This window comes from Arcticibacter sp. MXS-1, assembly GCF_041902385.1.
Lineage (GTDB): Bacteria > Bacteroidota > Bacteroidia > Sphingobacteriales > Sphingobacteriaceae > Arcticibacter.
The window spans coordinates 4,170,730-4,193,354 of sequence record NZ_CP169244.1 but is presented as its reverse complement, the minus strand read 5'-3'; the positions used below and the strand labels follow the sequence as shown (position 1 = coordinate 4,193,354).

General features: G+C 46.1%; 22 protein-coding genes and 1 pseudogene. 16 read left to right on the top strand and 7 right to left on the bottom strand.

Annotated features, from left to right (window positions below; translation table 11 throughout):
- Window positions 1-137 precede the first annotated feature (137 nt).
- Both ACES2C_RS18200 and ACES2C_RS18195 read right to left on the bottom strand, forming a co-directional pair.
- Entirely contained in the window at window positions 138-1,301 is a 1,164-nt protein-coding gene (locus ACES2C_RS18200; protein WP_374164481.1) for a sugar MFS transporter, read from the bottom strand.
- A gap of 16 nt (window positions 1,302-1,317) precedes the next feature.
- On the bottom strand, window positions 1,318-3,042 hold the full coding sequence (locus tag ACES2C_RS18195; RefSeq protein WP_374164480.1) for a class I mannose-6-phosphate isomerase: 1,725 nt from the start codon (window positions 3,040-3,042) through the stop codon (window positions 1,318-1,320).
- A gap of 131 nt (window positions 3,043-3,173) precedes the next feature.
- Here ACES2C_RS18195 and ACES2C_RS18190 point away from each other — a divergent pair, with 131 nt between their 5' ends.
- Complete coding sequence (locus ACES2C_RS18190) at window positions 3,174-3,908, top strand: GntR family transcriptional regulator (RefSeq protein ID WP_374164479.1); 735 nt, start codon at window positions 3,174-3,176, stop codon at window positions 3,906-3,908.
- Here the strand turns inward: ACES2C_RS18190 and ACES2C_RS18185 are convergent.
- Window positions 3,795-4,208, bottom strand: a complete 414-nt coding sequence (locus tag ACES2C_RS18185; RefSeq protein ID WP_374166984.1) for a winged helix-turn-helix transcriptional regulator — start codon at window positions 4,206-4,208, stop codon at window positions 3,795-3,797. The two genes, ACES2C_RS18190 and ACES2C_RS18185, sit on opposite strands and share 114 nt — an antisense overlap.
- Window positions 4,209-4,464: 256 nt before the next feature.
- On the opposite strand from ACES2C_RS18185, the gene ACES2C_RS18180 reads away from it, so the two are divergent.
- Both ACES2C_RS18180 and ACES2C_RS18175 read left to right on the top strand, forming a co-directional pair.
- Complete coding sequence (locus ACES2C_RS18180; RefSeq protein ID WP_374164478.1) at window positions 4,465-5,196, top strand: NADPH-dependent F420 reductase; 732 nt, start codon at window positions 4,465-4,467, stop codon at window positions 5,194-5,196.
- Between the two features lie 792 nt (window positions 5,197-5,988).
- Window positions 5,989-6,129 carry a hypothetical protein gene (locus tag ACES2C_RS18175; protein WP_374164477.1) on the top strand — a complete coding sequence of 47 codons (141 nt, stop codon included), beginning with the start codon at window positions 5,989-5,991 and terminating at the stop codon, window positions 6,127-6,129.
- Between the two features lie 79 nt (window positions 6,130-6,208).
- Here the strand turns inward: ACES2C_RS18175 and ACES2C_RS18170 are convergent, their stop codons facing one another.
- Window positions 6,209-6,958: a hypothetical protein gene (locus ACES2C_RS18170; RefSeq protein WP_374164476.1), complete on the bottom strand. Its 750-nt coding sequence runs from the start codon at window positions 6,956-6,958 to the stop codon at window positions 6,209-6,211.
- A gap of 606 nt (window positions 6,959-7,564) precedes the next feature.
- Between ACES2C_RS18170 and ACES2C_RS18165 the strand changes: the two genes are divergently transcribed.
- From ACES2C_RS18165 to ACES2C_RS18155, 3 genes and pseudogenes are all read left to right on the top strand, one after another.
- A complete protein-coding gene (locus tag ACES2C_RS18165; RefSeq protein ID WP_374164475.1) occupies window positions 7,565-9,562 on the top strand; it encodes a phospholipase D-like domain-containing protein in 1,998 nt (665 codons plus the stop codon).
- Window positions 9,562-10,536: a hypothetical protein gene (locus ACES2C_RS18160; RefSeq protein ID WP_374164474.1), complete on the top strand. Its 975-nt coding sequence runs from the start codon at window positions 9,562-9,564 to the stop codon at window positions 10,534-10,536. Before ACES2C_RS18165 ends, ACES2C_RS18160 begins: the two co-directional genes overlap by 1 nt.
- A 632-nt stretch (window positions 10,537-11,168) precedes the next feature.
- Window positions 11,169-12,333: pseudogene (locus ACES2C_RS18155) on the top strand (IS3 family transposase).
- 7 nt (window positions 12,334-12,340) lie between these two features.
- Here ACES2C_RS18155 and ACES2C_RS18150 read toward each other — a convergent pair.
- Window positions 12,341-12,817: a hypothetical protein gene (locus tag ACES2C_RS18150; protein ID WP_374164473.1), complete on the bottom strand. Its 477-nt coding sequence runs from the start codon at window positions 12,815-12,817 to the stop codon at window positions 12,341-12,343.
- Window positions 12,818-13,225: 408 nt separating this feature from the next.
- On the opposite strand from ACES2C_RS18150, the gene ACES2C_RS18145 reads away from it, so the two are divergent.
- From ACES2C_RS18145 to ACES2C_RS18135, 3 genes are all read left to right on the top strand, one after another.
- Complete coding sequence (locus ACES2C_RS18145; protein WP_374164472.1) at window positions 13,226-14,860, top strand: tetratricopeptide repeat protein; 1,635 nt, start codon at window positions 13,226-13,228, stop codon at window positions 14,858-14,860.
- Between the two features lie 229 nt (window positions 14,861-15,089).
- Window positions 15,090-15,752, top strand: a complete 663-nt coding sequence (locus tag ACES2C_RS18140; protein ID WP_374164471.1) for a response regulator — start codon at window positions 15,090-15,092, stop codon at window positions 15,750-15,752.
- An 82-nt stretch (window positions 15,753-15,834) separates the two neighbouring features.
- Window positions 15,835-16,281, top strand: a complete 447-nt coding sequence (locus tag ACES2C_RS18135) for a DUF2059 domain-containing protein (RefSeq protein ID WP_374164470.1) — start codon at window positions 15,835-15,837, stop codon at window positions 16,279-16,281.
- A 123-nt stretch (window positions 16,282-16,404) separates the two neighbouring features.
- On the opposite strand, the gene ACES2C_RS18130 is transcribed toward ACES2C_RS18135, so the two are convergent.
- A complete protein-coding gene (locus tag ACES2C_RS18130; RefSeq protein WP_374164469.1) occupies window positions 16,405-16,551 on the bottom strand; it encodes a hypothetical protein in 147 nt (48 codons plus the stop codon).
- Window positions 16,552-16,648: 97 nt separating this feature from the next.
- On the opposite strand from ACES2C_RS18130, the gene ACES2C_RS18125 reads away from it, so the two are divergent.
- Window positions 16,649-17,542, top strand: a complete 894-nt coding sequence (locus ACES2C_RS18125; RefSeq protein ID WP_374164468.1) for a mechanosensitive ion channel family protein — start codon at window positions 16,649-16,651, stop codon at window positions 17,540-17,542.
- A gap of 35 nt (window positions 17,543-17,577) precedes the next feature.
- Here the strand turns inward: ACES2C_RS18125 and ACES2C_RS18120 are convergent, their stop codons facing one another.
- Window positions 17,578-18,144, bottom strand: coding sequence for a hypothetical protein (locus ACES2C_RS18120; protein ID WP_374164467.1), 567 nt, complete (start codon window positions 18,142-18,144; stop codon window positions 17,578-17,580).
- A gap of 145 nt (window positions 18,145-18,289) precedes the next feature.
- Here ACES2C_RS18120 and ACES2C_RS18115 point away from each other — a divergent pair, with 145 nt between their 5' ends.
- The 6 genes from ACES2C_RS18115 (at window position 18,290) to ACES2C_RS18090 (ending at window position 22,484) form a co-directional block, all read left to right on the top strand.
- Window positions 18,290-18,922, top strand: coding sequence for an RNA polymerase sigma factor (locus ACES2C_RS18115; protein WP_374164466.1), 633 nt, complete (start codon window positions 18,290-18,292; stop codon window positions 18,920-18,922).
- On the top strand, window positions 18,919-20,094 hold the full coding sequence (locus tag ACES2C_RS18110) for a hypothetical protein (protein WP_374164465.1): 1,176 nt from the start codon (window positions 18,919-18,921) through the stop codon (window positions 20,092-20,094). Before ACES2C_RS18115 ends, ACES2C_RS18110 begins: the two co-directional genes overlap by 4 nt.
- 4 nt (window positions 20,095-20,098) lie before the next feature.
- Window positions 20,099-20,644: a YceI family protein gene (locus tag ACES2C_RS18105; protein ID WP_374164464.1), complete on the top strand. Its 546-nt coding sequence runs from the start codon at window positions 20,099-20,101 to the stop codon at window positions 20,642-20,644.
- A 21-nt stretch (window positions 20,645-20,665) separates the two neighbouring features.
- Window positions 20,666-21,604 carry a DUF5777 family beta-barrel protein gene (locus ACES2C_RS18100; protein ID WP_374164463.1) on the top strand — a complete coding sequence of 313 codons (939 nt, stop codon included), beginning with the start codon at window positions 20,666-20,668 and terminating at the stop codon, window positions 21,602-21,604.
- Window positions 21,605-21,627: 23 nt separating this feature from the next.
- Window positions 21,628-22,062: a ubiquinol-cytochrome c reductase iron-sulfur subunit gene (locus tag ACES2C_RS18095; protein ID WP_374164462.1), complete on the top strand. Its 435-nt coding sequence runs from the start codon at window positions 21,628-21,630 to the stop codon at window positions 22,060-22,062.
- Window positions 22,063-22,205: 143 nt separating this feature from the next.
- Window positions 22,206-22,484 carry a hypothetical protein gene (locus ACES2C_RS18090; protein WP_374164461.1) on the top strand — a complete coding sequence of 93 codons (279 nt, stop codon included), beginning with the start codon at window positions 22,206-22,208 and terminating at the stop codon, window positions 22,482-22,484.
- Window positions 22,485-22,625: the final 141 nt, after the last annotated feature.

The window sequence follows — 22,625 nt, the reverse complement described above, 5'->3', positions numbered from 1 at the left end:
CTCCGTAGGATTCGACAACAGCTGCCTGCATAAGCAGGGAATAATATCTGGGCTGCTTTGCACCGGTCCAGTCTTCAAATTGGTGCCGCCGGCATCCAGAGTTACTACAATGCGGTTATCATGCTTATATACAGACATCACGATTTGAATTTAAATGAGATAAAGCCTGCAATCATTAAGCTGATTAGGATCACGGACATACCGGATGTGAAGTTCCACTGATCGGTAATGAGTCCTTGTAACGGAGAAAGTAATGCACCTCCGGAAACCCCCATTACCATCAGGGCTGATATTTCGTTTGAATGACTCATGTCGTGTTTCAGAGCCAGGGAGAAAATAATGGAGAACACGTTTGCACAAGCTAGTCCGATAACGGTGATGAGTGCCAGCAGCGGCCAGAAGGATGACGAGAACATCAAGCCTATGAAGGCGAGGATCGCAACTATTAATGTTACACGCAGGAACCTGACAGGTGAGAGCTTGATTAAAAGGAGTGCTCCGATGAAAGTACCAATGGTGCGCGATGCGAAATAGAGGCTTGTTCCTAATGCGGCATCATCCAGATCTAAGTCAAGGCGCTCCATCAGGAGCTTGGGAATGCTGGTATTTAAGCCCACATCTATGCCGACAATCAGGAGAATGACGATTACGCAGGAGACCAGGTACCGGTCGTTGAAGAGGGCAGGGAGCTGCTTGAAAGACGATGGGTTTTGCGGCGTTTCTGAGGTGGCCGTTTCGTTTGTTTTTAAGGAGCTGAGAACCAAAATGGAAAGGATGGTGATGACGCAGTAAATTAGAAATGCTGTGTGCCAGTTGTTTAGCCAGCTTGCCGAGAACGCCATTATTACCGGGCCCAGAAAAGAGGATACAGCTTTAATAAACTGGCCCATCGATAGTGTGCTTGCCAGCCTTTCGCGACTTACGATTGCCGCTGCCAGTGGATTAAGTGATACCTGCAGGACCGTATTCCCGATACCTAAAAGTGCGAAAGAAACCAGCATTCCGAAATAGTCATAGAAGCCCAGTGGAACGAGCAGGGCTGCCGACGTGATACACAAGGATATCAGGACGGTTTTCTTCCGGCCTATTTTGCCCATCAGAAGGACCGTCGGAATAGAAAATACAGCAAACCATACGAATACCATCATGGGTATGAGGTTCGCCATTGAGTCAGACAGGCCAAAGTCTTTCTTAATATAACTTGTAGCTACGCCCACGATGTCCACAAAGCCCATCACAAAGAAGCTTAGGAACACGGGGAAAAATACTGCGAATTTCTTTTGAGGATGTGCGTGATCCATTGTAGCTGATGCTTAATTAAATTCTTACAGAGGCCTTTATAGTTTTACATTCTTTACCCTCCGAGGACCCATAGGGACGGATGGTATATTCGCCTGCTGAAGCGGGGACGATGAAGGTTTCAGCATAGTGAATGACCAGGGGATCGAATGCATTTGCAGGACTTTCGATGATGATTTCCTCGCCGTCTACGAGGTTGATCACATTTACGCTTTCGTTGGTGTAGTGGGTTACCGGCCCGGTAAATGTATGACGGCGCGTTTCAATAAACTGGTTACGATGAAGCCCGGTTTTCTCTTCTTTCCAGCCGTCCCCTTCTGCAACGATCTCGAATCTGTTTACCAGGTTTTCCTGCGTATATTCCGTGTTGCGCTCCCAGTCGATGACTTCTTTGCCGCGCTGTACATTAATTGGCCTGGGTTTGCCATCGAGTCCCAGACGCTCCCAGTCCCAGAGTTTGAACGTAAACAGATTAGGTGTTGCGCTGATCTCTAGTACGACGGAATTTGCTCCCGAACAATGCACGGTGCCGGCGGGGATAAGGAAATGATCGTGTTTCTTCAGCGGAATCCGGTTAACGTATTTTTCGGCATCGAAGATATGGTGGCCCTCTTCTGCTTTTTCAAGATTGCTGATCATACTTTCTTTGTCGACACCTGTCTTTAGTCCGAGATAGACATTTGCGCCTTCATCTGCTTCCATAATGTAGTAGCTCTCGTCCTGGGTGTAGTGCAATCCAAAATTTTCCTGCACATACTGAGTGGTAGGGTGGACCTGTAAACTGAGATTGCCGCCTTTGACGGTATCCAGGAAATCGAACCGGATTGGAAATTCCTTTCCAAAGCGAGATTCCACTGGTTCACCTAAGAGTTCGCGGCTTCTTGTGTACACGAGATTAACTGAAGGCATTTCGAATACAATGTTGTCGACCTCAAGCAGCAGGCTGTTTTCTTCAGGTACACAATCGAAACACCAGCCGTAGTTGGCGATGGACTGGTCCAGATTACATACTTCTTTCATCCATTGGCCTCCCCATGGAGCGGGGTCGAAAAAGGGCACCACCCGGAATGGTGATGAGGCTGCTTTATCCATTCCCGCGTAAAATGTCTTTTTGTCAATCATCTTAGGCTCGTTTGGAATAACGGTGTCGAGCCAGTAATCCACGCAAGGATAGATAGACCTTTTATGCCTGTCGAGTACCCGCCAGTCGTTAAATAGCCCGCGCTTATATTGAAAAGAGAATGGTTTCCTGCTATTATCTATTCCCAGAGCTTCAGCTTGCTGACCACGCATCCGCTGTATAATCTCCCACCGTGGCATATCAGCATAGATAAGCAGGTCGCTTTTTGTAATCAACTGTGCGCCGGAGCCAAATAGAATGATGCGGCCCCTGGTGCTGCTTATTTCTTTGCAGGCGGCATCGAGCTTTGCCGGATCGAAATATTCTGACAGGGAAATGTTGGACATGTGTCCGAAGAGTACGTCGTCAGTCATGAACCGCTTTGTCAGCGCCTCTGCCTCGTCTTGCGAGATGAAAAGGTCTTTTGTATCAACAAACAGGGAATGTTCCAATTGGGAGAACTGCAGCTTTAGTTCGCTGTGGTGTGTCCCGGTATAGCAGTCGATAGCGATCACCTGCTTATCTGGGGTCCGTTGCGCTATAAAGTCTCTGATGGCATTCCATCCTTTTTTAATGAAGCCCTGAACCGGAAGTGTAGGAGTCTTATTGTATGAACTTTTCATTTATAAATTGGCATAAATGTTTAGTCATTTTTATGTATATGTATATACATACTGAACGTATGGCAAATATAAATCTTCCTTCATAAAAAACAAGAGCGATCCTGGTATTTTTATACATTTGTAGGGAAGATATGATACTTGAGATAAACCATGAAAGTCATACGCCTCTGCATAAGCAGGCGGAAACGCTTATAAGAGAGCTTATTAATAAGCCTGAATATAAAAACGGGAAGCTTCTCCCGAACGAGATCGAATTGTCTGAACAATTGAAGATCTCAAGGAACACCCTGCGCCAGGCAATTAACACCCTGGTCACCGAGGGTTTGCTGGTAAGAAAAAAGGGGGTAGGTACACGGGTTGAAAATAAGAGGATTTTCACCGGCGCCGGTAACTGGCTCAGTTTTTCGGAGGAAATGAGGATCCTGGGAATAGAGATCCACAATTTCGAACTGCAGATCTTCAGGCACGAAGTATCTCCGGAAGCTGCTGCTTTTTTTGATATCAAACAAGGGACAAGGGTGATGAGGCTGGAGCGTTTAAGGGGTAAAAAAGAGTATCCTTTTGTGTATTTCACTTCAGAATTTAATCCCCAGATTCCTCTCTCTGCTTCAGAAAATTATAACCGGCCGCTTTACGAGATCCTTGAGTCAGACTACGGGATTGTTGCTCAAACATCGAAAGAAGAGATCAGTGCAGCTGCAGCAGACAGCTTTATTGCCTCCAAGCTGGAAATTAAACATGGAATGCCGGTGCTAGTCAGGAAAAGGTATGTGTTTGATGTCTACAACAATCCTATCGAATATAATGTTGGGTGTTATCGGGCCGATTCCTTTACCTATACAATTGAAAGTAAGCGGAATGGGTAAGGCGAATCGAAGCGTGCTGTCCCCATGCTCATTTGTCGCTTTCGGTTTCATCAGGCACGCGCTATTTAGCCTGTAACTGCTCTTTGCCCAATCGGAGAGATAAAGAATAAAGGGGACCAGCTTCTCTGCCTGGCTGGTTAAGCTGTATTCGACCCGCGGCGGCACCACGGGGTACACCGTTCTGGTAATCAAACCATCCTCCTGAAGTTCTTTAAGAGCATGCATGAGCATCTTAGGGGTAACTCCGCGGATCAATCGCAACAGCTCGGTGTAGCGCAGCACGTTGTCGTTCCAATGAATATGCAGGATAACCCGTCCTTGTAAATTTACCTCCTATTCTTTTGAATGCATAATCGAGGGGGCAAATTGTATTCGAATTATCATATTCTGCTGATGTGATTTTCATAAGTGCTTTGTTTTCAATAATACTATACAATGCGTTCCTGTGATACCAAAAAGTACCATATTGACGCAAATTTAAGGTTTAAATACCTTCGATGCTCTTAATGAGTATTTATCGCAAGCAATAAGATTAGGGATTAAAAGATGTGTCATTATGAAAATTAGCATCATTGGAGCTGGAAATGTCGGGTCTGTATTCGCAGAGAAGTTGCAAAGAGCAGGACATGACGTGGCGATTGCCAATTCGAGGGGGCCGTACAGTTTGAAGTTTGTCGCAGAGCAGACGGGTGCAACGCCCTTGTTTACAAAAGACGCTGTCGACCGTGCAGAGGTGATCATCATCTCCGTACCTCAGATTGCTGTTCCGCAGCTAAGTCCATTGTTTTCTGACGTACGCGATTCTGCTGTGATCATTGATACCTGCAATTATTTTCCGGAGCTGCGTGATGGGCAAATTAGGGGTATTGAGGACGGGATGACTGACAGCGAGTGGGTGCAGGAGACGATCGGCCTGTCTGTGGTTAAGGCGTTTAACAACATCACTTCTAAAAGCCTGCGCGAATTGGGTAAACCTGAAGGCGATGAAGGGCGGGTGGCGCTGCCGGTAGCAGGAGACGTTGTCGCTCACAAGAGATTGACCATGGTACTGGTGAACCAACTTGGTTTCGACACCGTGGACGCCGGAAGTACAAAGGACTCCTGGAGACAGCAACCGGGAACCCCCGCTTACATCAGGGATTTAAAGCGAGCGGACTTGCTGCTCGCCCTGGCCGCCGCTGATCCTGATAAGATTGCTGAGTACCGGCTTGCATCAGACGAAGTAAAAAAGCGATGGGCGGCCTACCAGCGCGAACGGGAAGCCAGGATATCAAGAAATGAGCTGTAGGACTGTCGGGGACTTTTTTCTGATTTGTCAGGGAAAAGGGCGCCTAAACCTGATGGCTGTGGAGTTTTGATATAACCGAAAGGAATAGAGGCTTTAATTGGGGATGGATGCGGTTCCTGCCTTCCGGGAGCCCTTCGCCCCCTTCGATGAATAAGAGGTCTGGCTTTCTGCGCTAACCTATCCTCCATAACCAGAACATCTCGAGACCGGTTCCTGCACGGTCAGAGCATATCCCGGACCGGCTAGAACCGGTCTGTCTATGCTATGGCTGCAATGTCACGATATAGGCTGCAATAACGTGGCCTCTTTTAGTAAACAGCTACATCCCTGATGTTGCTCTGGAATGAGAATTGAGGTGTTCTCGCCTGTTGGGATGCTACTCTCATCTCAGTGTCTTGCCAATAATTTTTTTCCTTGCAAAGAAGTTATGTGAAGAACCAAAGCTGAAGACAAGCCATTTCTGGAATGGGTGTGACATCTTCGGAATCTTATCGGAATTATCGGAATCCTCGGATTCGTCTGCGTTTCAACGCCTGAAGGTCCTATACATTTGCTTCAGAAATCGGATGAGGACCTGTGTAGCTAACAGGGCCGGTGCACCACTCCGCTTTCTAATAAAAGTGAAGAACGTGGCGGACCAATACTGGTTGGGAAGCAGTAGCAAGCTTCCACGTTCAACGCTTTCCTTCCCAAAAATGTAAGAGAAGTCCTCTTATCTGGTTTGCAGTACCGCAGGCGGACAAGGTTCCGGCAGCACCTGCAGGAGTTATTCACTTTTAAATTCTTGAAGAAATGTTAGAATTATTCATAGCCATTTTCATGGCAGTAGGATCCCCTATGTTCCAGGCAAGTACAACAGCAGCAAACGATAATACCGAGCAAATGATGCCTGATACCGGCGGAGAGCTCGGACAACTTCCCCCGCTTCCATAGCACAGGATACTGCAGGGCCGGGGATCTTTCCGGCCCTGCTTGTTTAAGAAGGGTTCGATTTATAGCTAGAAGACCGTAATTAGTGATTCTGAATCGCGTATTTTTTTATCATGTACTTTGTGGCGCGCTTCAATTCTTTCTTCGAATGTTCCGGATTTACTCCATCTGCGGTGAAGAACTCAACCTTGTTGTTGATCTTTGAATACCATACAAAGCCTAATGCTTTAAAGGTAATCGTGTCTGGTCTTGTAATTCGTTTGAAATGCGCAACCTTCATTGTATCCAGAGCGATAATCGTTTTGTTGAATATCTGTGCATCACAGGAGACTGGGATGTATCGATCTCCCGTCCAATACATGCATTCCTTTGGTTTTGGCCTAAAATAGATTGCGCTCCCTACAGTAGAGACCATTATGAGTGCAAATAGCAATATCACTTTTTGTTTCGAGAAGATATTCTTGGCCAAGGAAGAATCGACTTGGTCAGTTTGTTTGCCTGTAGATGTTGGCGCAGCGGGTGGCAGAGGCGCGGTTGGGGGCGGGGGCAGGGGACTGTTATTCTCCTCTTTGTCTTTTGGCCCGTGTATAGGAGGTTTAGACTCGTCTTTTCTGGGCGCTCTCCATCCTGCGCGGTAAGGGCGAGAGGGATAGTCGATTAACCATGCGAGCAGTTCAGTGTTCTTTTCTTCTGTGTTTGCGATTTTACCCTTTAGAAAATTGCATAATGGCCTGAATCGATCCGTTTCGTGTCTCTTGATTGCTGCGCGATACTCATTGATATCGGCTTTTGGCCCAAAGAAGTCTTTAAGAAATTTTTCGTCGCTCTTCAAATGTCGGGAGTCGCATACGGTGATGCACTCATCTTTGATTTTGGCAGGAGTAGGAAGACGAAGGTTGAGTGCCAAAAGGTCTGTTTCCTTTTTTCTCTATAGTATTCCAATACACACTCTTGGTAGTCTTTAAACATATGCGAAAGCTAAAATAACCTGTAAATAGCTGCCCCGTTGCTAGCTGTCTGCCTCAATTTATAGGCTATGACCATCTGTAAAGTCAGGTGTGAAGTATGCGCGAATTTAAAAAGATGAACAAATATAATGTTACGGGATGCCGTAAATTATAATGCCTGCTCATGGCCATATAAGCCAAAATCAAGTAGGTGCTATCTCCTCGGTAATGGTAGAGAAAGTTCTACGTTTCATGTGGATGCTGGTGTAAAGCAGGAAGCGAATTTAAGGAGGTTATGTCGGAGGTATAGGTATTGGAGTGGGTAATTAAAGTTATTTCTTTCGTTGACTTGACTATTGTAAAGCGAATTATAGAAACTGAGTATACCCCGACAGTTTACGGGTTCCCATAAAAAAGAGTTTCTAGCTTGACTTACTTTTGACTGTAGCGATATCTCCCCGAAATGGGGAGTTTTAATGTTTTTAAAGGCGATGGTAGAGCAAAATGTCATAGACCAACAAGTATTGCATAACAACAAAGAGATTTATGCACGTTTAGAGGGTGAGCTTAATGCAGCAGAATTTGAAATTTTGGCAGCGGTTTCGTGGTTCACAGACGAAGATATCTTCAATGTTCTTAAGAATAAGTTACAGGAAGGCGTACGTATTGAGATAGTCATAGCTGATAATTCTGAGAACGAAAAACTGGATTTTGCTATACTGACCAGTCTCGGTGCGGTTGTAGTAAAAATTAAAAACGTCGGTTATGGAATTATGCATCAGAAGTTTTGTGTGATTGATAAGAAAAGGGCGCTACATGGCTCCTACAATTGGTCAGTCAACGCAAGAAATAATAATCATGAGAGCATTATTATAACCGATCATAAGGAAACAGTCCAAAGTCTCATTGATAATTTCCACCGCATAAAAGAGAGGGCAAAAGTGATTTTGGGGAGCGAGGAGTTTAATGATGATAGAGAGGTGCTTTCTGAGCAAAGAGTAGCAAAGCCTTTGGAACGGGGACCGGAAAAATCGGACTACGAAAAGGTGCTCGACTCGATGATCGCTGCAGAAGTCAGCTCTTTTAATCGCGAAAACCTGCGACAACAAGGTTATGACCGAGCCCAAGCTAATAATGGGGACCATCAAGTCCTAAGCAAAGCACTGGACACTCTTTATAACGGCTTTATCAATGACATTGACGTAATTGAAGATAAGAAAAGACGCTTACTCGCTAAAATAGACGAGCAGCGGGCAAAGGCTGAGGCTCAGTTACGTGAAACTTGCGAACTGCAGCTAGAAACGATTGAGAAGGAGTCAGACTTCACACAGAATAACTTGAATAACAGTATAATTGGCATTAAGTCAGAAATACTGGTTACTCAGTCAGTTGTTGCAGACCTGAAAGATAACAAGATACCATCTTTGAAGCGGCGAATATCAGAGATCGAGGCGGTGATAAAGGAAGCATCGCTGGAATTTGTAAAGCCGGGGATAAAATGGTTCGAAATTATTTCGACAGCAGTTATTTCCACTGCCCTCTTTCTTTACCTTACCATGTTTTATTCTTCGGCTGCGTACATTCTGCTTTACAGTGAAGAAGACGCGTTGATTGCCCAGCGGACTTCTGCCGAGGCTGTGACACCTCAAGTATTCAATCCCGACGCGATTGCCAAAGCCGCTGATCACGGTTCTATGGCGGTTGTCTTTGTTCTGTTATTTGTGTTTGTCCCGCTCACTTTTGCTATTCTGAGCAAGATAATGAAGAGAAAAATTCTCGCTAACGTTCTAAGTTTCACGGTGGGGGTTTTTGTGATCGACACTTTCATCGCAATTAAAGTGGCTCAGGCAATTCACGAAATAAAGAATTTAACGGCAGTGAATCCAACTGAGTGGCACTTGAGTAACATTGTCAGCGATATTAATTTCTATTTGGTCTTCATCATGGGGGCACTAGGCCTAATCCTTTTTAAATTTTGTTTCGAAAAAATAAGCGACTTTTTTGACGAGCGAAATCCAGATGTTGCCGGACAGCGCAACAGGCTCTTTATCGCTCAGAAGAAAGAGGATATAAAAGCTCTGCAAGAGGAAATAACGTCCGTTAACTCGGAAGTGCAGGTAAAGGAGCAGGAGGTCAATCAAAAAAATTTGCAAGTCACGTCGGCCGAAAGAGAACTGTCTAATTTGCCTCTAAAGAAAGTCAACTTGCTTGAAAGTCGGCGGAATGATCTCAGTAACAAGCTTCAGGTTATCGAAACTACCACCGATATCTATAAAAGCCATATAGAAAATGATAATGTGCCTGTGTCCGTCAACGCTTTGAAAGACAGAATTAATATTTTCCTCGAGGGGTGGAACGATTTTCTACATTCTGAATATTCGATTACTAAAGCGAGTGACAAATCAGCTGCGGCTACAGAAGTGGCAATTGCGTGGGAATATCAGAAATTGAACATAGATAGTATGGATGCTAGAGTTAAAACTAAGTAATGAATAAGGTACTTTCCCTAATCTTTATCCCTCTGTTGATCGCCGGGGGGTGTCATTGTGGTACGAATAAAGTCGAAAAAAACGGCGGGGCTGCGCATTCAGCAGATTTTACTACTGAACATTATAATGTGACAATAGCCCCGGATTTATCTAACAGATTAAATAGCAGGCTTTATCCGAAAGCTGTATCTGATTCGATAATCGTTAATCTAATACTCGACAACGTTTATCCAAGAGTTTTAAACCATCGGCGTTCTATGAACCAGCTGGACCAGTTTCATCTAGACTTTATTAACAAGCACCAGATTACAGCATACAAGATCAATACAGATAGTACTGCGTTGGATTTTGGCAGGTTCGGAAGCAGGCAAAATGAACGAATAGCGTACATAAGGAAGTATTATTTGAAAGATAAGGAAAATCTGAAAAGTGAGTTTAAAAGAACTTATGATAAGGCTTTAAGTAGGCACTTTGGCTCTGATATCTGGACTTACCTGCAAGAGGGTGTGGATGGGACTGTTGTTAATAGAACCAATAGCGTGAGCAGATTGGGAAATAAAAGGTTTCGTAATAAGTATAGAAATGTTCTCATCCTGATTACAGACGGATATATCGAAACAGGTAGTTTTGCGAGGGGGTATAATTTAAGTGGTAGTCAAGTGAACCAATTTAGGATAGCGTTCCAGCGCTCAGGAGAGGAAAACCTATTGAAGTATTATCAACAACATCCTACGTACAAAATCAAAGCCGTAACTAACCCATTACTAAAGGACCTGGAGATTCTGGTACTGGAGCTATATGACCGTACTGAGGGCCTTAACGGTACCCGTGCCCACCCATCCGATTTGGAAATTATCAAATTGTTCTGGAAGGACTGGCTAACGAGGTCTGGTGCAAAGCGAGTAGAATTGCGGCCAAAATTTGCAAGTAAAGCAGAAGCTAAAAAAGTAATTATGAGTTTTTTAGGTGTATAGAAATAGGTCTTTGTGAAGTCAGCTGTCCGGTTCAAGTATACGTTGTTGAATTAATTAAGCTCGTAACGAATTAAAGCTGCTGAACGAGTAACATAGAATAAGGATAGCCGTATTACCATTAGTACTGAGCACACCTTATTGGAGTTTAGTAAGTGGTTATATTAAATGTTGTTGTTCTCCGGCTGCGTAGCGTCAAACCTGTCTATATAGAAAATAAATAGTACCATGCGTTTAAAGCGGGTGAGGTGTCATTCCCCCTTTTCACGCAACGTCATCGTAAATAGCAGATTTTACTATAAAGGTATAATGGACCAGTTAAATTTATTTTGAAGCCCCTCCCCGAGGCCACAGGTCACTAAGGTTGAAAATGGTGAATATTTGTACGTGCCTGATTTTTTTAATGAGGAAGAAGCGACGAACTTTTTAAATGTATTCCTCGACACCATTAAATGGAAGCAAGAAGAGATGTTAATGTACGGAAAGCTTATTAAGTTTCCGAGATTGACCTCGTGGTATGGTGATATTGATAAACCTTACTCTTTTTCCGGTTTAACTTTAAATCCTTATCCATGTGTAATCTTCCCTAAAAACAGCTACGGAAATAAATGTAGTAGTTTTATAAATTTAGGGTAATGAAAAAATCAACTTTCACAGAAGCACAAATCATTAAGATCCTGTCTTTACAGGAGTCCGGAAGGAGCGTATCAGATATCTGCAGGGAGCATGGCATCAGCCAGGGGACCTATTACAATTGGAAAAGCAAATATTCTGGAATGGATCTGTCCCAGCTTAAGCAGATGAAGGAGATGGAGAAAGAGCTTTCCCAGTATAAAAAGATCGTAGCCGAACAGGCGCTTCAAATAACGGTTTTAAAGGATGTGATCGAAAAAAAGCTCTAGGGCCTGCCGAAAAGCGGGAGCTTGTTGGATACGCCAGAGAAACGTATCGGATGAGCCTTCGGCAGGCCTGTATGCTGTTCATGATCAGCACATCAGTCTATTACTATAAAGCAAAGAGGAAAGACGACTCTGAGGTGATCGAGCAGCTATCCTTGCTGGCTGACCTTCACAAGACGTGGGGATTTTGGATGATGTTTCACCGTCTGAGGAAGTTACAGTATATGTGGAACCATAAGCGGGTATACCGCATCTATACAGCTATGCGACTGAATCTGCGTAGCAAAAGAAAGAAGCGGCTTCCCGCTCGTGTTAAGATGCCTTTAGTGTGTCCCATTGGTCCCAATATTACCTGGAGTCTGACTTCATGCATGATACACTGGCTAATGGTAAGACCATCCGTACACTTAACGTGATTGACGATTTTAACCGGGAAGCTCTTTCCATTGCTGTAGATACCGGACTCCCGGCCCAAAGGGTCATACGCGAGCTGGAACAGTTAATCGAGTGGAGAGGCAAGCCTGAAAAGATCCGATCTGACAATGGGCCCGAGTTTGTGGCTGGCATTTTAAGCCAGTGGTGTCAGGGCCAGGGGATTGAGTGGGAATATATCCAGCCAGGAAAGCCCACCCAAAACAGTCTGGTCGAGCGCTTTAACAGAACCTTTCGCCAGGATGTACTGGACAGTTACATGTTTGATAGTTTGGCTGAAATCAGGAAGTATGCCCAGGCTTGGGCATGGATGTATAATAACGTGCGACCACATTCGTCCCTTGGTCACCTCACTCCAGTGGAGTTCCTGTTGAAATATGGAAAACTCTCCGAGTTTCCCACATTACAACAGGATAATAACAATAGTAATTTCCACTGGGATTCTTTAGTTTTGAATGTAGCTAGCTAGGGGAAGATTACACCATGTTGCAATAGGCTGTGGCCAGATTCTTCGTTTTTTTCGCCGCTTGAAAGTATGCTAGTGCGAGCTTGTATTGGCCAAGTGCCTGCTGGTAGTTAGAATGGCTGTAGCTTATTAAGCCCCTCATTACGAGAAAAGAACCCCTTAATGTGTCATTTTGATATTCCCCGGCTTTGGTCAACCCTTTTATTGCGGTTTCTTCAGCTTTTTTCAGGAGCCCTTCTTCCCACTGAATGATGCAGATTAAGTGAAGGCTGTTCAACTCGGTAATCTTATTTTTTGAAGAAAGAGATGTGAGGTACGCTTTCAATGCAGGACTAAGGGCGAGTTTAAGTTCTCTATCTTCCTGATATAGTTTGGTAGCTACTTGTAAAATAGAGTCCGCAACATCGCCCTTCTGCGCCAGGACGATGGCAGGCAAGAGGTTTAGATGGATCAGATACAGAAAAATTGTCTTGTTAAGTGCTCTCATGACGCAGCATAACCGGGGATAAGATAGCAAATATTATCGTAGATTACTGCTGGTCTGCCAACAAATAGTTGGCGCGACTTTCTCTCCGGGTGCTGGCACTTGCAGCGTCACGTAGTCATGAGCCAAAGCTTGTGAAGGGACGGATGGCCTCTGCTAAGAATTTCCAAACTGTCCTGCTTCGGCTGCTGCACAGAATTTTTGGTAAGCTCCTTGCCGCGCTTGTGTGTAAGATCCGTTGGTCAGGCTATACGAATCAAATGCTTGATTAAAACAATCGTGGCTTTCCTCAATTTGGAAATCGTGAAAAGCTTTTTTGTCAAGCCATTTTTCCTTAGGTTTGGCGAAAAACCTTTGTTGAAAAAGCTATTCATTTTTTCCCTTTTCTCCTGCCTTGTTATTTGTTCATGCGTGAAGAAGAAAGTTTCACGAGCTGACGTGATCAAAAGTCGCGTATACAATAGCCCTGACTACAAAAAAGCGCAGTCCTTTCTCGGGCGCAACACTGATTCTGCTTTCTATTATTTTAATAAAGTTGCTACCTCTTCGAAAGATGGCTTTCAAGTCGCGTTGGGCTATACCAATATGGGACTCATCCAATCCCAGGCGGGCGACTACTATGGTGCTCAGGAGAGCATGCTGCATGCGCTTAAGTTCCTTGATGAGTCAAACCCTACACATTACAGTTGTCTTGCTTCTGCGTATAATGAACTCGCAGCCACAAGTTCTCGTCTACAGAACTATGACGTGGCCATTTCATATTACGACCGCGCCTTTAAATTCGTCAGGCAGCGCGATTATCAGCTGATCCTTCTGAATAATAAAGCGCTGGCATATCAGAAGAAGAAGAATTACCGTGAAGCACTGAATATTTACCAGATGATTCTGCGGGAGGCGAAAAAGGGCGGTGTGGAGTATGCCCGGATGCTCTCAAACAGGGCCAGGACGATGTGGCTCTGGAGACCAAAATATAATGCCGCGCCTGAAATGTTGTCGGCCTTGCGCATTCGTATGGACAATCACGATCTATGGGGACAGAACGCCAGCTATGCTCATTTGGCTGATTTCTATTCGAACCGGAGGCCCGACTCTGCCCTTATTTATGCTGATAAAAGATATGACATAGCCCGACGCCTGGGAAGTCCGGATGATCAAATTGAAGCTTTGCAAAAACTCATCAGGCTTGGGTCTGCCCAAGGCGCCAAACTGTACTTTCCGATCTATCAGCAACTCAATGACAGCCTGCAGGGAGCGCGCAACGCCGCAAAGAATCAATTTGCGCTGATCCGTTACGAGGCGGCTAAAAGTAAAGCTGACAACCTGAAACTTCAGAAGGAGAATGCTGATAAACGGTACGAGATTATCAGGCAGCGCGTATTGCTTTACGCTGTTATTGCGCTTTGTGCCATTGCCGCCATCATTGCTCTGTTCTGGTACCGTAGAAGAAGGGAGGCACAGGAACGGAAGATACGTGAGGCCGTTAAAGAAAATCAGCTGAGAACCTCTAAGAAGGTGCATGATGTGGTGGCCAACGGACTTTACCGCATCATGGCCGAAGTGGAGCATCGTAACGCTTTGGACAAAGATGAGCTGCTGGATAAGATAGATGTTTTATATCAGCAATCGCGCGATATCTCATACGAAAAGCCCGAGAGGGAGGGGCACAAGCCGCATGAGAAAATCGCAATGCTTATTAAGTCATTCGTCGGAGAGGACACCAAAGTTCTAATAGCAGGAAATAGCGAGGCCTTGTGGGCGGACGTTCAGAGAGACCAGATCGATCAGCTTGAACACATCATTCAGGAGCTGATGGTGAATATGACTAAACATAGCTGTGCCAGTATGGTGGTGATACGCTTCGCCAGGGAAGATGGCAATCTCACTTTACACTATAGCGACAACGGTGTCGGCTTACCGGCAGACTTCAGGATGGGTAACGGGCTATCGAATACGGGAAGCCGTATAAATGATTTAACGGGTACCATTAGCTTTGATTCGTCAACAGGGAAAGGGCTCCGGATCAGAATATCTTTTCCTATTCGGTAACGATCGGCGAAGAGCTTCACGAGCCATCCCACAGACAGGAATAAAGAGTGGCGCAACGATCTTCTTTCAATTAAATTATGGACATTAATAAAAACAGTCAGGAGTTGAACCGGCAGCGGGAAACTGAGTCGCTTGGCCGCTCTTTGTTGTTTTTAGAACTTAGCCGACTATCCACTGAGACGTTTAAAGAACAATTAATGCTCGCGATAAACAGATAAAACTCCATAAGATGCTCAGAAACGTACTAATCGCAGAGGACCACGAGTGTGCAAATATTTCAGTCCAGAAAACACTCCGGGACCTGGGTATTGAGAATACCGACTACGTTTACTACTGCGACGATGCCTTGAAACGCATTGCCAAAAGTCAGGAAGCAGAACCATACGACCTGCTGATCACCGACTTGTATTTTGACGAAGATGAAAACCCGCAAATAATAAAAGGAGGCATGGAGCTGATCGAAGAGGCAAGGAAAATACAGCCCCGTTTAAAGGTGCTTGTGTTTTCGGCGGAAAATAAAGCCGGCATAGTTGAGAAGCTTTACAATGAGCTGAACGTCGACGGCTACGTGTGCAAAGGTCGCCGCGACGCTCAGGAGCTGCGTATTGCTTTGGATACCATTACGAAGAACAGACGGCATTTTCCTGTACAACTACGGCAGGCGATCAAACAAAAAAACACGTACGACTTTAGTGATTTTGATATCACGATTATTTCCCTGCTTTCTAACGGGATGCTTCAAAAGGATATCCCCACTTATCTGCAGCAAAACCAGATCAGGCCCTCAGGTCTGAGCAGTGTAGAGAAGCGCCTTAACCGCATGAAAGAGGTTCTTGAATTTACGAAAAATGAACAGCTCGTCGCCTTTTGCAAGGATAACGGGATTATTTAGCCGAGAGGAACTTCTGCCATTATAATTCCGTCTTTATCTCTTATCTTTGGGCGATCTGATGCAACATTAAACCAGCGAACTCATGAAGAAGTTTATCCTAATCCTTTCACTCTTTTCATTTTTTGCATCCGTTTCTGTAGCGCAAACCAATGATTCGTACAAGAAGACCTTGCGCACTATGCTTGATGTAGCAGGAACGCAGGCCACCTTTCAGGCAGCAATAAAGCAGATGTTTGCGATGTTCAAGCAACAGAGGCAACAGGTTCCTGCTGAAGTATGGAACAGCTTTGAGACCGAGTTCTCAAAGGCTTCCCTTGATGAACTGGTTGACCGGCTGGTACCCGTTTATCAAAAACATTTCACGGAAGCAGATCTCAACGGATTTATCTCATTTTATCGTACTCCGATAGGTCGGAAATTAGCGGAAAAGAGTCCCATGGTGATGCAGGAGTCAATGGCCGTTGGACAGCAATGGGGACTCGAAATTGCTAAATCCTTTGAGGAGAAAATGAAGGCGAAAGGCTATTAAGCCTTAAAAGCGCTTGCCAAGCGTGATCCCGATACGAGGGTAGACCTCCTCGTCGTCTGATCCGAACTTCCTTCCCGGACCGAAGAAGAGCTCGCCTAAAAAGCCGCTCTTGTTGATGAATTTTCAGCCTGCAGCAACGCCGATGCCGAGGAAAGTCTTGTTCTTGTCGCTGCTGCTATAGTAGGTCTCATTCCCATTGACCCTCAGACCATTTATTTTCGCCCAGGGATCAGATAGAAGAAACGTGCCCGCTGAGCTATTTTTTTTCAATAGATTACATGAGATCTGAGTAAACTAAAATGCGCCTTGTCCGGTTAGAGAATAGGATTGCGATTAGCGCAACCTCCGCTACTAGAACTGTTTTTAAATGGATATTGATAAGATATATGAGCTGATTGGCACAAAACTCTCCGTGTGGGTGCGAGATTTTGTCCGGATGCTGCCCAATCTTGTTATCGCTGCACTGGTTCTGGTGCTCGGTATCTACCAGGCTCGCCTGCTCCGCACTTTTGCTTCGAGGCTCTTTACCCGTATCCTGCACCATCAGGTGCTTAACGCTCTTTTTGCTTCATTTATTTATATTGTGGGTGTTGGTATTACCATCTTCACCGCCCTGAGTATTTTGAAGCTTGATAAGGCTGTGACGTCACTTCTGGCAGGCGCCGGAATTGTAGGTATTGCGCTTGCTTTTGCTTTTCAGGACATTGCCGCCAACTTCGTTGCTGGTATTGTCATGTCCTTCACCAGGCCTATCGAGCCCGGAGACCTGGTGAGGGTCAAAGACTATATGGGAACTGTGGAGGAGATACGTCTTCGCGACAGCCTCATTCGCACGTTCCAGGGACAACTGGTATTTATTCCGAATAAGGACATATTCCAGAATCCTATCGAGAACTTTACCAAGCTGGGGCGTCGCAGGATGGACCTGGTAGTGGGGGTGTCGTATGGTGATGACCTGGAACACGTAAAGCAGGTTGCGCTTGCTGCTATAGAAGGAGTAAAGGGGCGTCAGGACGACAGCCCCGTTGAATTCTATTTTGAGGAATTTGCCGACAGCTCCATCAACTTCAGCTTGCGTATCTGGCTAAGCTCCACGACTCAGCCCGACTATCTCGAAGCACGGAGTGAGGTGATCATGCGCCTGAAGACCGCTTTCGACTCAGCGGGCATCACCATTCCATTCCCGATACGTACGCTCGACTTTGGCATTAAAGGAGGCGAAAGGCTTTTTGACTCTTCCGTCAAAATACAAAATCAATAAGCCTTCAAGTAAACAAGCGCAGCATATCGCCCTTCTTATTCCTCTGCTCGCTGTTTCTCCTGCAACTGATTTTCGACCACAACTTTTGTTGCTCCGGCCCGCGCAGTTATTACCTGGCGTCCAAGGTCACCAATGCCTTTAGTCTCATAAATCCGCATTGCTGTCGCCACATCAATCGCCTGTCTCGTCTGCTCATCGAGGTCAAAGGTCAGTGTAATAAAATTTAAGTGAACGCCAAGAGGATCAAGAGTACGGTTCACTTCACTTAACAGTTTTGTTTCAAGGTCGCCCTGATCCAAGTCCACAATGTCTTCATTTAGGGTGATCGCCTTGGAAATATCACGAATCCTTACGTCTATGACAGAATTTTCTGCAGATTCAAAGGCCGAGTCATTAAGAGCTTCATTACTGTCAGGATCAGCATTGGATGCCCCCAGTCTTTTGGCTTGTTTCATAAAAGCCAGCCCATTGGTAATAGAATAATCGTAGTCGATATTTACCTTCACTCTTACCCGATCCTTGAAGTTGGAAATGAATTTGCTCTCCCCCTGCATAGGATAGTTGGGAATCACTACTTTCATAAAGCAAAGTTCGACGCCCATACTTACGGTTTTTACAGTATATTGTAACTGTAGAAGGCCGGGTTTTGGCAGTAAAAAAAATTACTGTAGAGAGGCAACCATTTGCCTGTACACTCCGTGATACTAATAAAAGGCTTGGATTAACAGCAGAGAAGAACACACCCGTATGGGCGAAGCACAACTACACCAGCTGATAGCAGGCTGCCTGAAAAAGGACCGTAAGGATCAGAAAATGTTGTATAAGACATTTTATGGCTTTGCTATGAGCATCTGTTTGCGCTACGCGGGCAACCGGTATGAGGCTTCCGAAATTATGAACCTCGGTTTTTTTAAGGTCTTTACCAACCTGGAGAAATATAGTGCGGAAAAGCCTTTTAAAGCCTGGCTCGGAAGGATCATGATGAATGCGTCGGTCGATTATTACCGGAGCAACTACAAAACGAGCCATGCCGATGACCTGGAGAAAGCGGAGGACGTGATACATGAGGATATGCCCGACACGAAACTGCGGTATGACGATCTGCTGGCTATGATTCAAAAGCTCCCTCATGCTTATCGTACTGTGTTCAATCTGTACGCTATCGAAGGGTATACACATGAAGAAATAGCAGAGATGCTGGGTATTAGCCCCGGCACGTCAAAGTCGAATCTCTTTAAGGCGAGAGACAGGCTAAGAAAGATGGTCATGGAAGCCGATGTGCTGCCCCGCGATACAAACGGCGGAGCTTACAGTGCAAGTGTTGCCATTAATCCGGTGAATTTAAATGTTACTTTTTTTAACAACGGACTATTCAGATGAGAAGGACTGACGAGCATAAGATAGATCGTCAGTTCAGGGAGGGACTGACCGGGGAGGAAGGACACGTGTCTTTCCGGGAAGAGGACTGGGATGCGATGGAGGCTCTTCTGGATAAGGAGGGCGGAAGGAGAGGGCTGATATGGTTGTATTGGGTATCGGCCGGAATCGCTGCAGTTCTTCTGATCTTGATGTTTCGGGGATTCTTTGCACCTGATACAGGGGAGAAGATTGTGCAAAAACAAAAAGGTAAAATGAAGGAGTCAACAGAACAACGGGAGAGCAAAGGGCTAAGCAGCCCTCGCCCGGAAGACGAGCGGACCGCTTACAGAAGGGAAAGGAGGGTCGATACCGAGGAGATGGCAGGAAGAGCGGCCGATACTTCCGCTGTCCCAAACGCCGACCTTCCGCTCCTTGAAGCCGCCGGCAATAGCCTTTCGGGAGTCCCCGCTGCAGATAGCCTGCCCGCCCTGGCTGCCATCAAGACACCACTTGTACCGGAGATAACGCCCGTGACCGGGGAACCCACTGCGGAACAGGTTGTTAGCGATGATCTGCAGTCGTCCCCGCGGAAAAAGGTAAAGCTGTCCCTGGCACTCCTGTCGGCACCTGATCTCAATGGAGTGAATTCATTGGCTAACGCACAGGTAGGCCTTAACGGAGGATTCCTGCTGATCGCCTCGCTGCCTAAACGATGGAGCGTATCGACGGGTCTCATCTACGCCGGCAAGCCTTACCAGATGAATCAGGGCCAGCTTCAGGGCGCCTATGGCTCCTCCGGATACGGAAACAGGCAAACTGAGCACGTAGACGCCAACTGCCGCGTCCTCGACATCCCGCTCAACGTTAGCTTCCAGTTCCTCTCCAAAGAAAAAAGCTCCTTTAGCGTGGGGTCGGGAATATCATCGTACATCATGCTGCGGGAAAAGTACTCCTTCACCTATAGCGACTGTTCAACCTGGGCTTATAAGGTGAGCAATAAGAATAGTCATTTTCCGGGAGTGGTGAATTTTAATGCTACTTACCAGCATCGGCTGGGCAATAAGGCTGGCATCCTGGTGCAGCCATACTACAAGCTACCGTTAACAAAAATAGGCAATGAAGGGATTGATCTCAGGTCCGGCGGCATATCAGTCGGCATGAGCTGGGATATAGGACGAAGCACAAAAAAGTAATCACATGAAATATATCGCCATTATGTTTCTTGCCTGGTTGGGGATCAATCAGGCAGGCCGGGACTCTTATGTCTGCAGAAATGCCAGGATCATGCTCTTCTCCGAAGCTCCCCTGGAAGATATTGCCGCCACTTCGGGCAAAGGCACGTCGGTCTACAATCCCGCTACCGGAGACCTTGCCTTCAGTGTCCCCATACGCTCGTTCGCCTTCGAGAAATCGCTGATGCAGGAGCATTTCAATGAGAACTACATGGAGAGCGACAAGTTTCCTAATGCATCCTTTAGGGGGAAGGTGCTTGAGAAGATCGATGTGTCAAAGGATGGCATCTATCCGGTGAAAGCGTCAGGAGTGCTTGAAGTGCACGGCGTGAAACAGAACCGCACCATTGACGGCAAGGTTCAGGTGAATAAGGGTGCGGTAAGGCTCAGCTCCACCTTCAACGTGCGCTGTAAGGATCATCAGATCGATATACCGAAGCTGGTTTTTCAAAAGATTGCGGAAAGTATTGAGGTGAAAGTCGCCGCTGATTATTCTAAATATCAAAAGTAAACTTACGTAAGCAACATCGATATGAAAAAATGTCTATTGCTTTTTATGCTGCTGGCTGCAACTCTGGTTCACGCTCAGGACACTACCTCTGCCGGAGGCTCCTCTGCTGATTCTCTTCTTAATGCTTTGTCTGATGACGGAGAAAATGAAGCTGTCCTCGCAGCTTTTAAGTCAACCCGCCTGGTTCTTACTTCCACTACTGAAACCGTCAGGAAAAACAATCTTAACTTTATGGTGGTGCATCGCTTTGGCGATGTAGGGGGCAATGATGGAGGAAGCCGTACACTATGGGGCCTCGACAACTCCTCCGACATCTACATCGGCTTTGAGTACGGGCTCCGCGACAACCTTGATATTACATTCGGCCGCAGCAAGTACGAGCAGCTTCTCGACCTTGGCCTGAAGTATAAGGTCCTGCATCAGACTACCGACGGGCGCATGCCCATTGCCCTTACGTTGATCGCGCAGGCCGGACTGAAGCCCTATGAGGTGAGTACCAACGTTTTCGACGACTATAGCAACCGTCTCTCTTACTTCTATCAGGCGGTTTTTTCCAGGAAGTTCTCTTCGCGTTTTTCTCTTGTTATAGCGCCTTCATTTTTGCGAAATAACCTGCCTTTTCCCTATGTGAAGGGAAACGAGAAGAATATCTTTTCTTTATCTGCAGCCGGGCGACTCAAGGTAACCCGGCGCATGGGAATTGTGCTTGACTATGCTCATCCCTTCTCTTCCTTCAGGAACGACAGTGACTCTCCGAGGTTTTATGATCCCTCGGCTGTCGGAATTGAGATTGAGACCGGCGGACACGTCTTTACCCTTAATCTGGCTAATGCTCAGGCGATTTCACCCATCAACTACCTCGCCGACACCGAATCAAAATGGACGAAGGGGCAGTACAGGATCGGGTTTACCATCACGCGTGTGTTCAGCTTTGGCAAGAAACAACAGGCCGATTATTAATAACCACTCAAATAAAACATCTTATGGAAAGAAAAGAGTTCTTATCGAAGCTGGGGATAGGCCTGGCAGCAGTATGCGTGGGTTGCGGCGTAGTTGCCTGCGGCAGCGATCCTGAGGATGAGGCAAAGCCCGATCCCGATACAGGCGGCGGCGATAACGTATTGACCGCCAATCTCGACAGTGAACTGAAGAACGTGGGCGACTCAAAAATGGCAAACGGCGTGATCCTGGTCAGGCTAGCCCAGCCTAATGAACCCTCGTCCTTTACCGCAGTCCAGCTCGCCTGCACCCATCAGCGCATATCGGTTGCGTACAACAACGCCCAGGGAAAATTTATTTGTCCGGCACACGGCAGTGAGTTTAACACAAAAGGAGAGGTGCTGCGCGGACCTGCCGCTACTGCTTTAAAGCAGTATACCGTGAAGATTACCGGATCAAATCTCGCTGTATCTGCTTAAGGGGGCTTCACCCTGCAATGGGGTGAAGTTCCTTGTTTTCATGATCGCGGAAGGCTTTAGCAGCTAAAAGTACAGTGCGGCTGCGACATGGGCTCCGATACATCGTATAAGACGTTAAAAGAAAAACGTCCGGAAGAGAACCCATGACCACCACCTTTACTTTACGCCCCGCCTACAAAGGGCAGGGAATCATTAACCTTAAAAAAGAGCACCTTGAAGCAGTCGGCGAACATATGAGCGAGATCCAGATTTACCTGGGCGACGCCGAGGAGCCAATTACCGGTAAGTTATATACGAAAAATCCGCATGTGCCAAGACTGTCAGGAGGACGAGAATTAGTACGGTGGTTTCAGAACTTCCAGTTCGGCCAGGTGCTAAAAGTCACCATTATTAATCCCTCGACGTTTAGAGTACATCCCTAAAGTTTCCGCGCGCCGCCCGCGACACGAAATTCCAATAAACAATTTCGGCCAGCTTCGGTGCCTGGGGCGGGAATCGAACCCGCCCGCTTTTTATGAATTGCAGTAATTTCAGCTTTCGGGAATTCCTGAATGAACACGATA

Coding starts and splice junctions, on each gene's coding strand:
- ACES2C_RS18190 (WP_374164479.1), top strand. CDS start 3,174: ATGATACTTGAGATAAACCATGAAAGTCATACGCCTCTGCATAAGCAG.
- ACES2C_RS18195 (WP_374164480.1), bottom strand. CDS start 3,042: ATGAAAAGTTCATACAATAAGACTCCTACACTTCCGGTTCAGGGCTTC.
- ACES2C_RS18110 (WP_374164465.1), top strand. CDS start 18,919: ATGAGAAGGACTGACGAGCATAAGATAGATCGTCAGTTCAGGGAGGGA.
- ACES2C_RS18125 (WP_374164468.1), top strand. CDS start 16,649: ATGGATATTGATAAGATATATGAGCTGATTGGCACAAAACTCTCCGTG.
- ACES2C_RS18135 (WP_374164470.1), top strand. CDS start 15,835: ATGAAGAAGTTTATCCTAATCCTTTCACTCTTTTCATTTTTTGCATCC.
- ACES2C_RS18100 (WP_374164463.1), top strand. CDS start 20,666: ATGAAAAAATGTCTATTGCTTTTTATGCTGCTGGCTGCAACTCTGGTT.
- ACES2C_RS18180 (WP_374164478.1), top strand. CDS start 4,465: ATGAAAATTAGCATCATTGGAGCTGGAAATGTCGGGTCTGTATTCGCA.
- ACES2C_RS18095 (WP_374164462.1), top strand. CDS start 21,628: ATGGAAAGAAAAGAGTTCTTATCGAAGCTGGGGATAGGCCTGGCAGCA.
- ACES2C_RS18160 (WP_374164474.1), top strand. CDS start 9,562: ATGAATAAGGTACTTTCCCTAATCTTTATCCCTCTGTTGATCGCCGGG.
- ACES2C_RS18090 (WP_374164461.1), top strand. CDS start 22,206: ATGACCACCACCTTTACTTTACGCCCCGCCTACAAAGGGCAGGGAATC.
- ACES2C_RS18120 (WP_374164467.1), bottom strand. CDS start 18,144: ATGGGCGTCGAACTTTGCTTTATGAAAGTAGTGATTCCCAACTATCCT.
- ACES2C_RS18140 (WP_374164471.1), top strand. CDS start 15,090: ATGCTCAGAAACGTACTAATCGCAGAGGACCACGAGTGTGCAAATATT.
- ACES2C_RS18115 (WP_374164466.1), top strand. CDS start 18,290: ATGGGCGAAGCACAACTACACCAGCTGATAGCAGGCTGCCTGAAAAAG.
- ACES2C_RS18200 (WP_374164481.1), bottom strand. CDS start 1,301: ATGGATCACGCACATCCTCAAAAGAAATTCGCAGTATTTTTCCCCGTG.
- ACES2C_RS18150 (WP_374164473.1), bottom strand. CDS start 12,817: ATGAGAGCACTTAACAAGACAATTTTTCTGTATCTGATCCATCTAAAC.
- ACES2C_RS18165 (WP_374164475.1), top strand. CDS start 7,565: ATGGTAGAGCAAAATGTCATAGACCAACAAGTATTGCATAACAACAAA.
- ACES2C_RS18175 (WP_374164477.1), top strand. CDS start 5,989: ATGTTAGAATTATTCATAGCCATTTTCATGGCAGTAGGATCCCCTATG.
- ACES2C_RS18105 (WP_374164464.1), top strand. CDS start 20,099: ATGAAATATATCGCCATTATGTTTCTTGCCTGGTTGGGGATCAATCAG.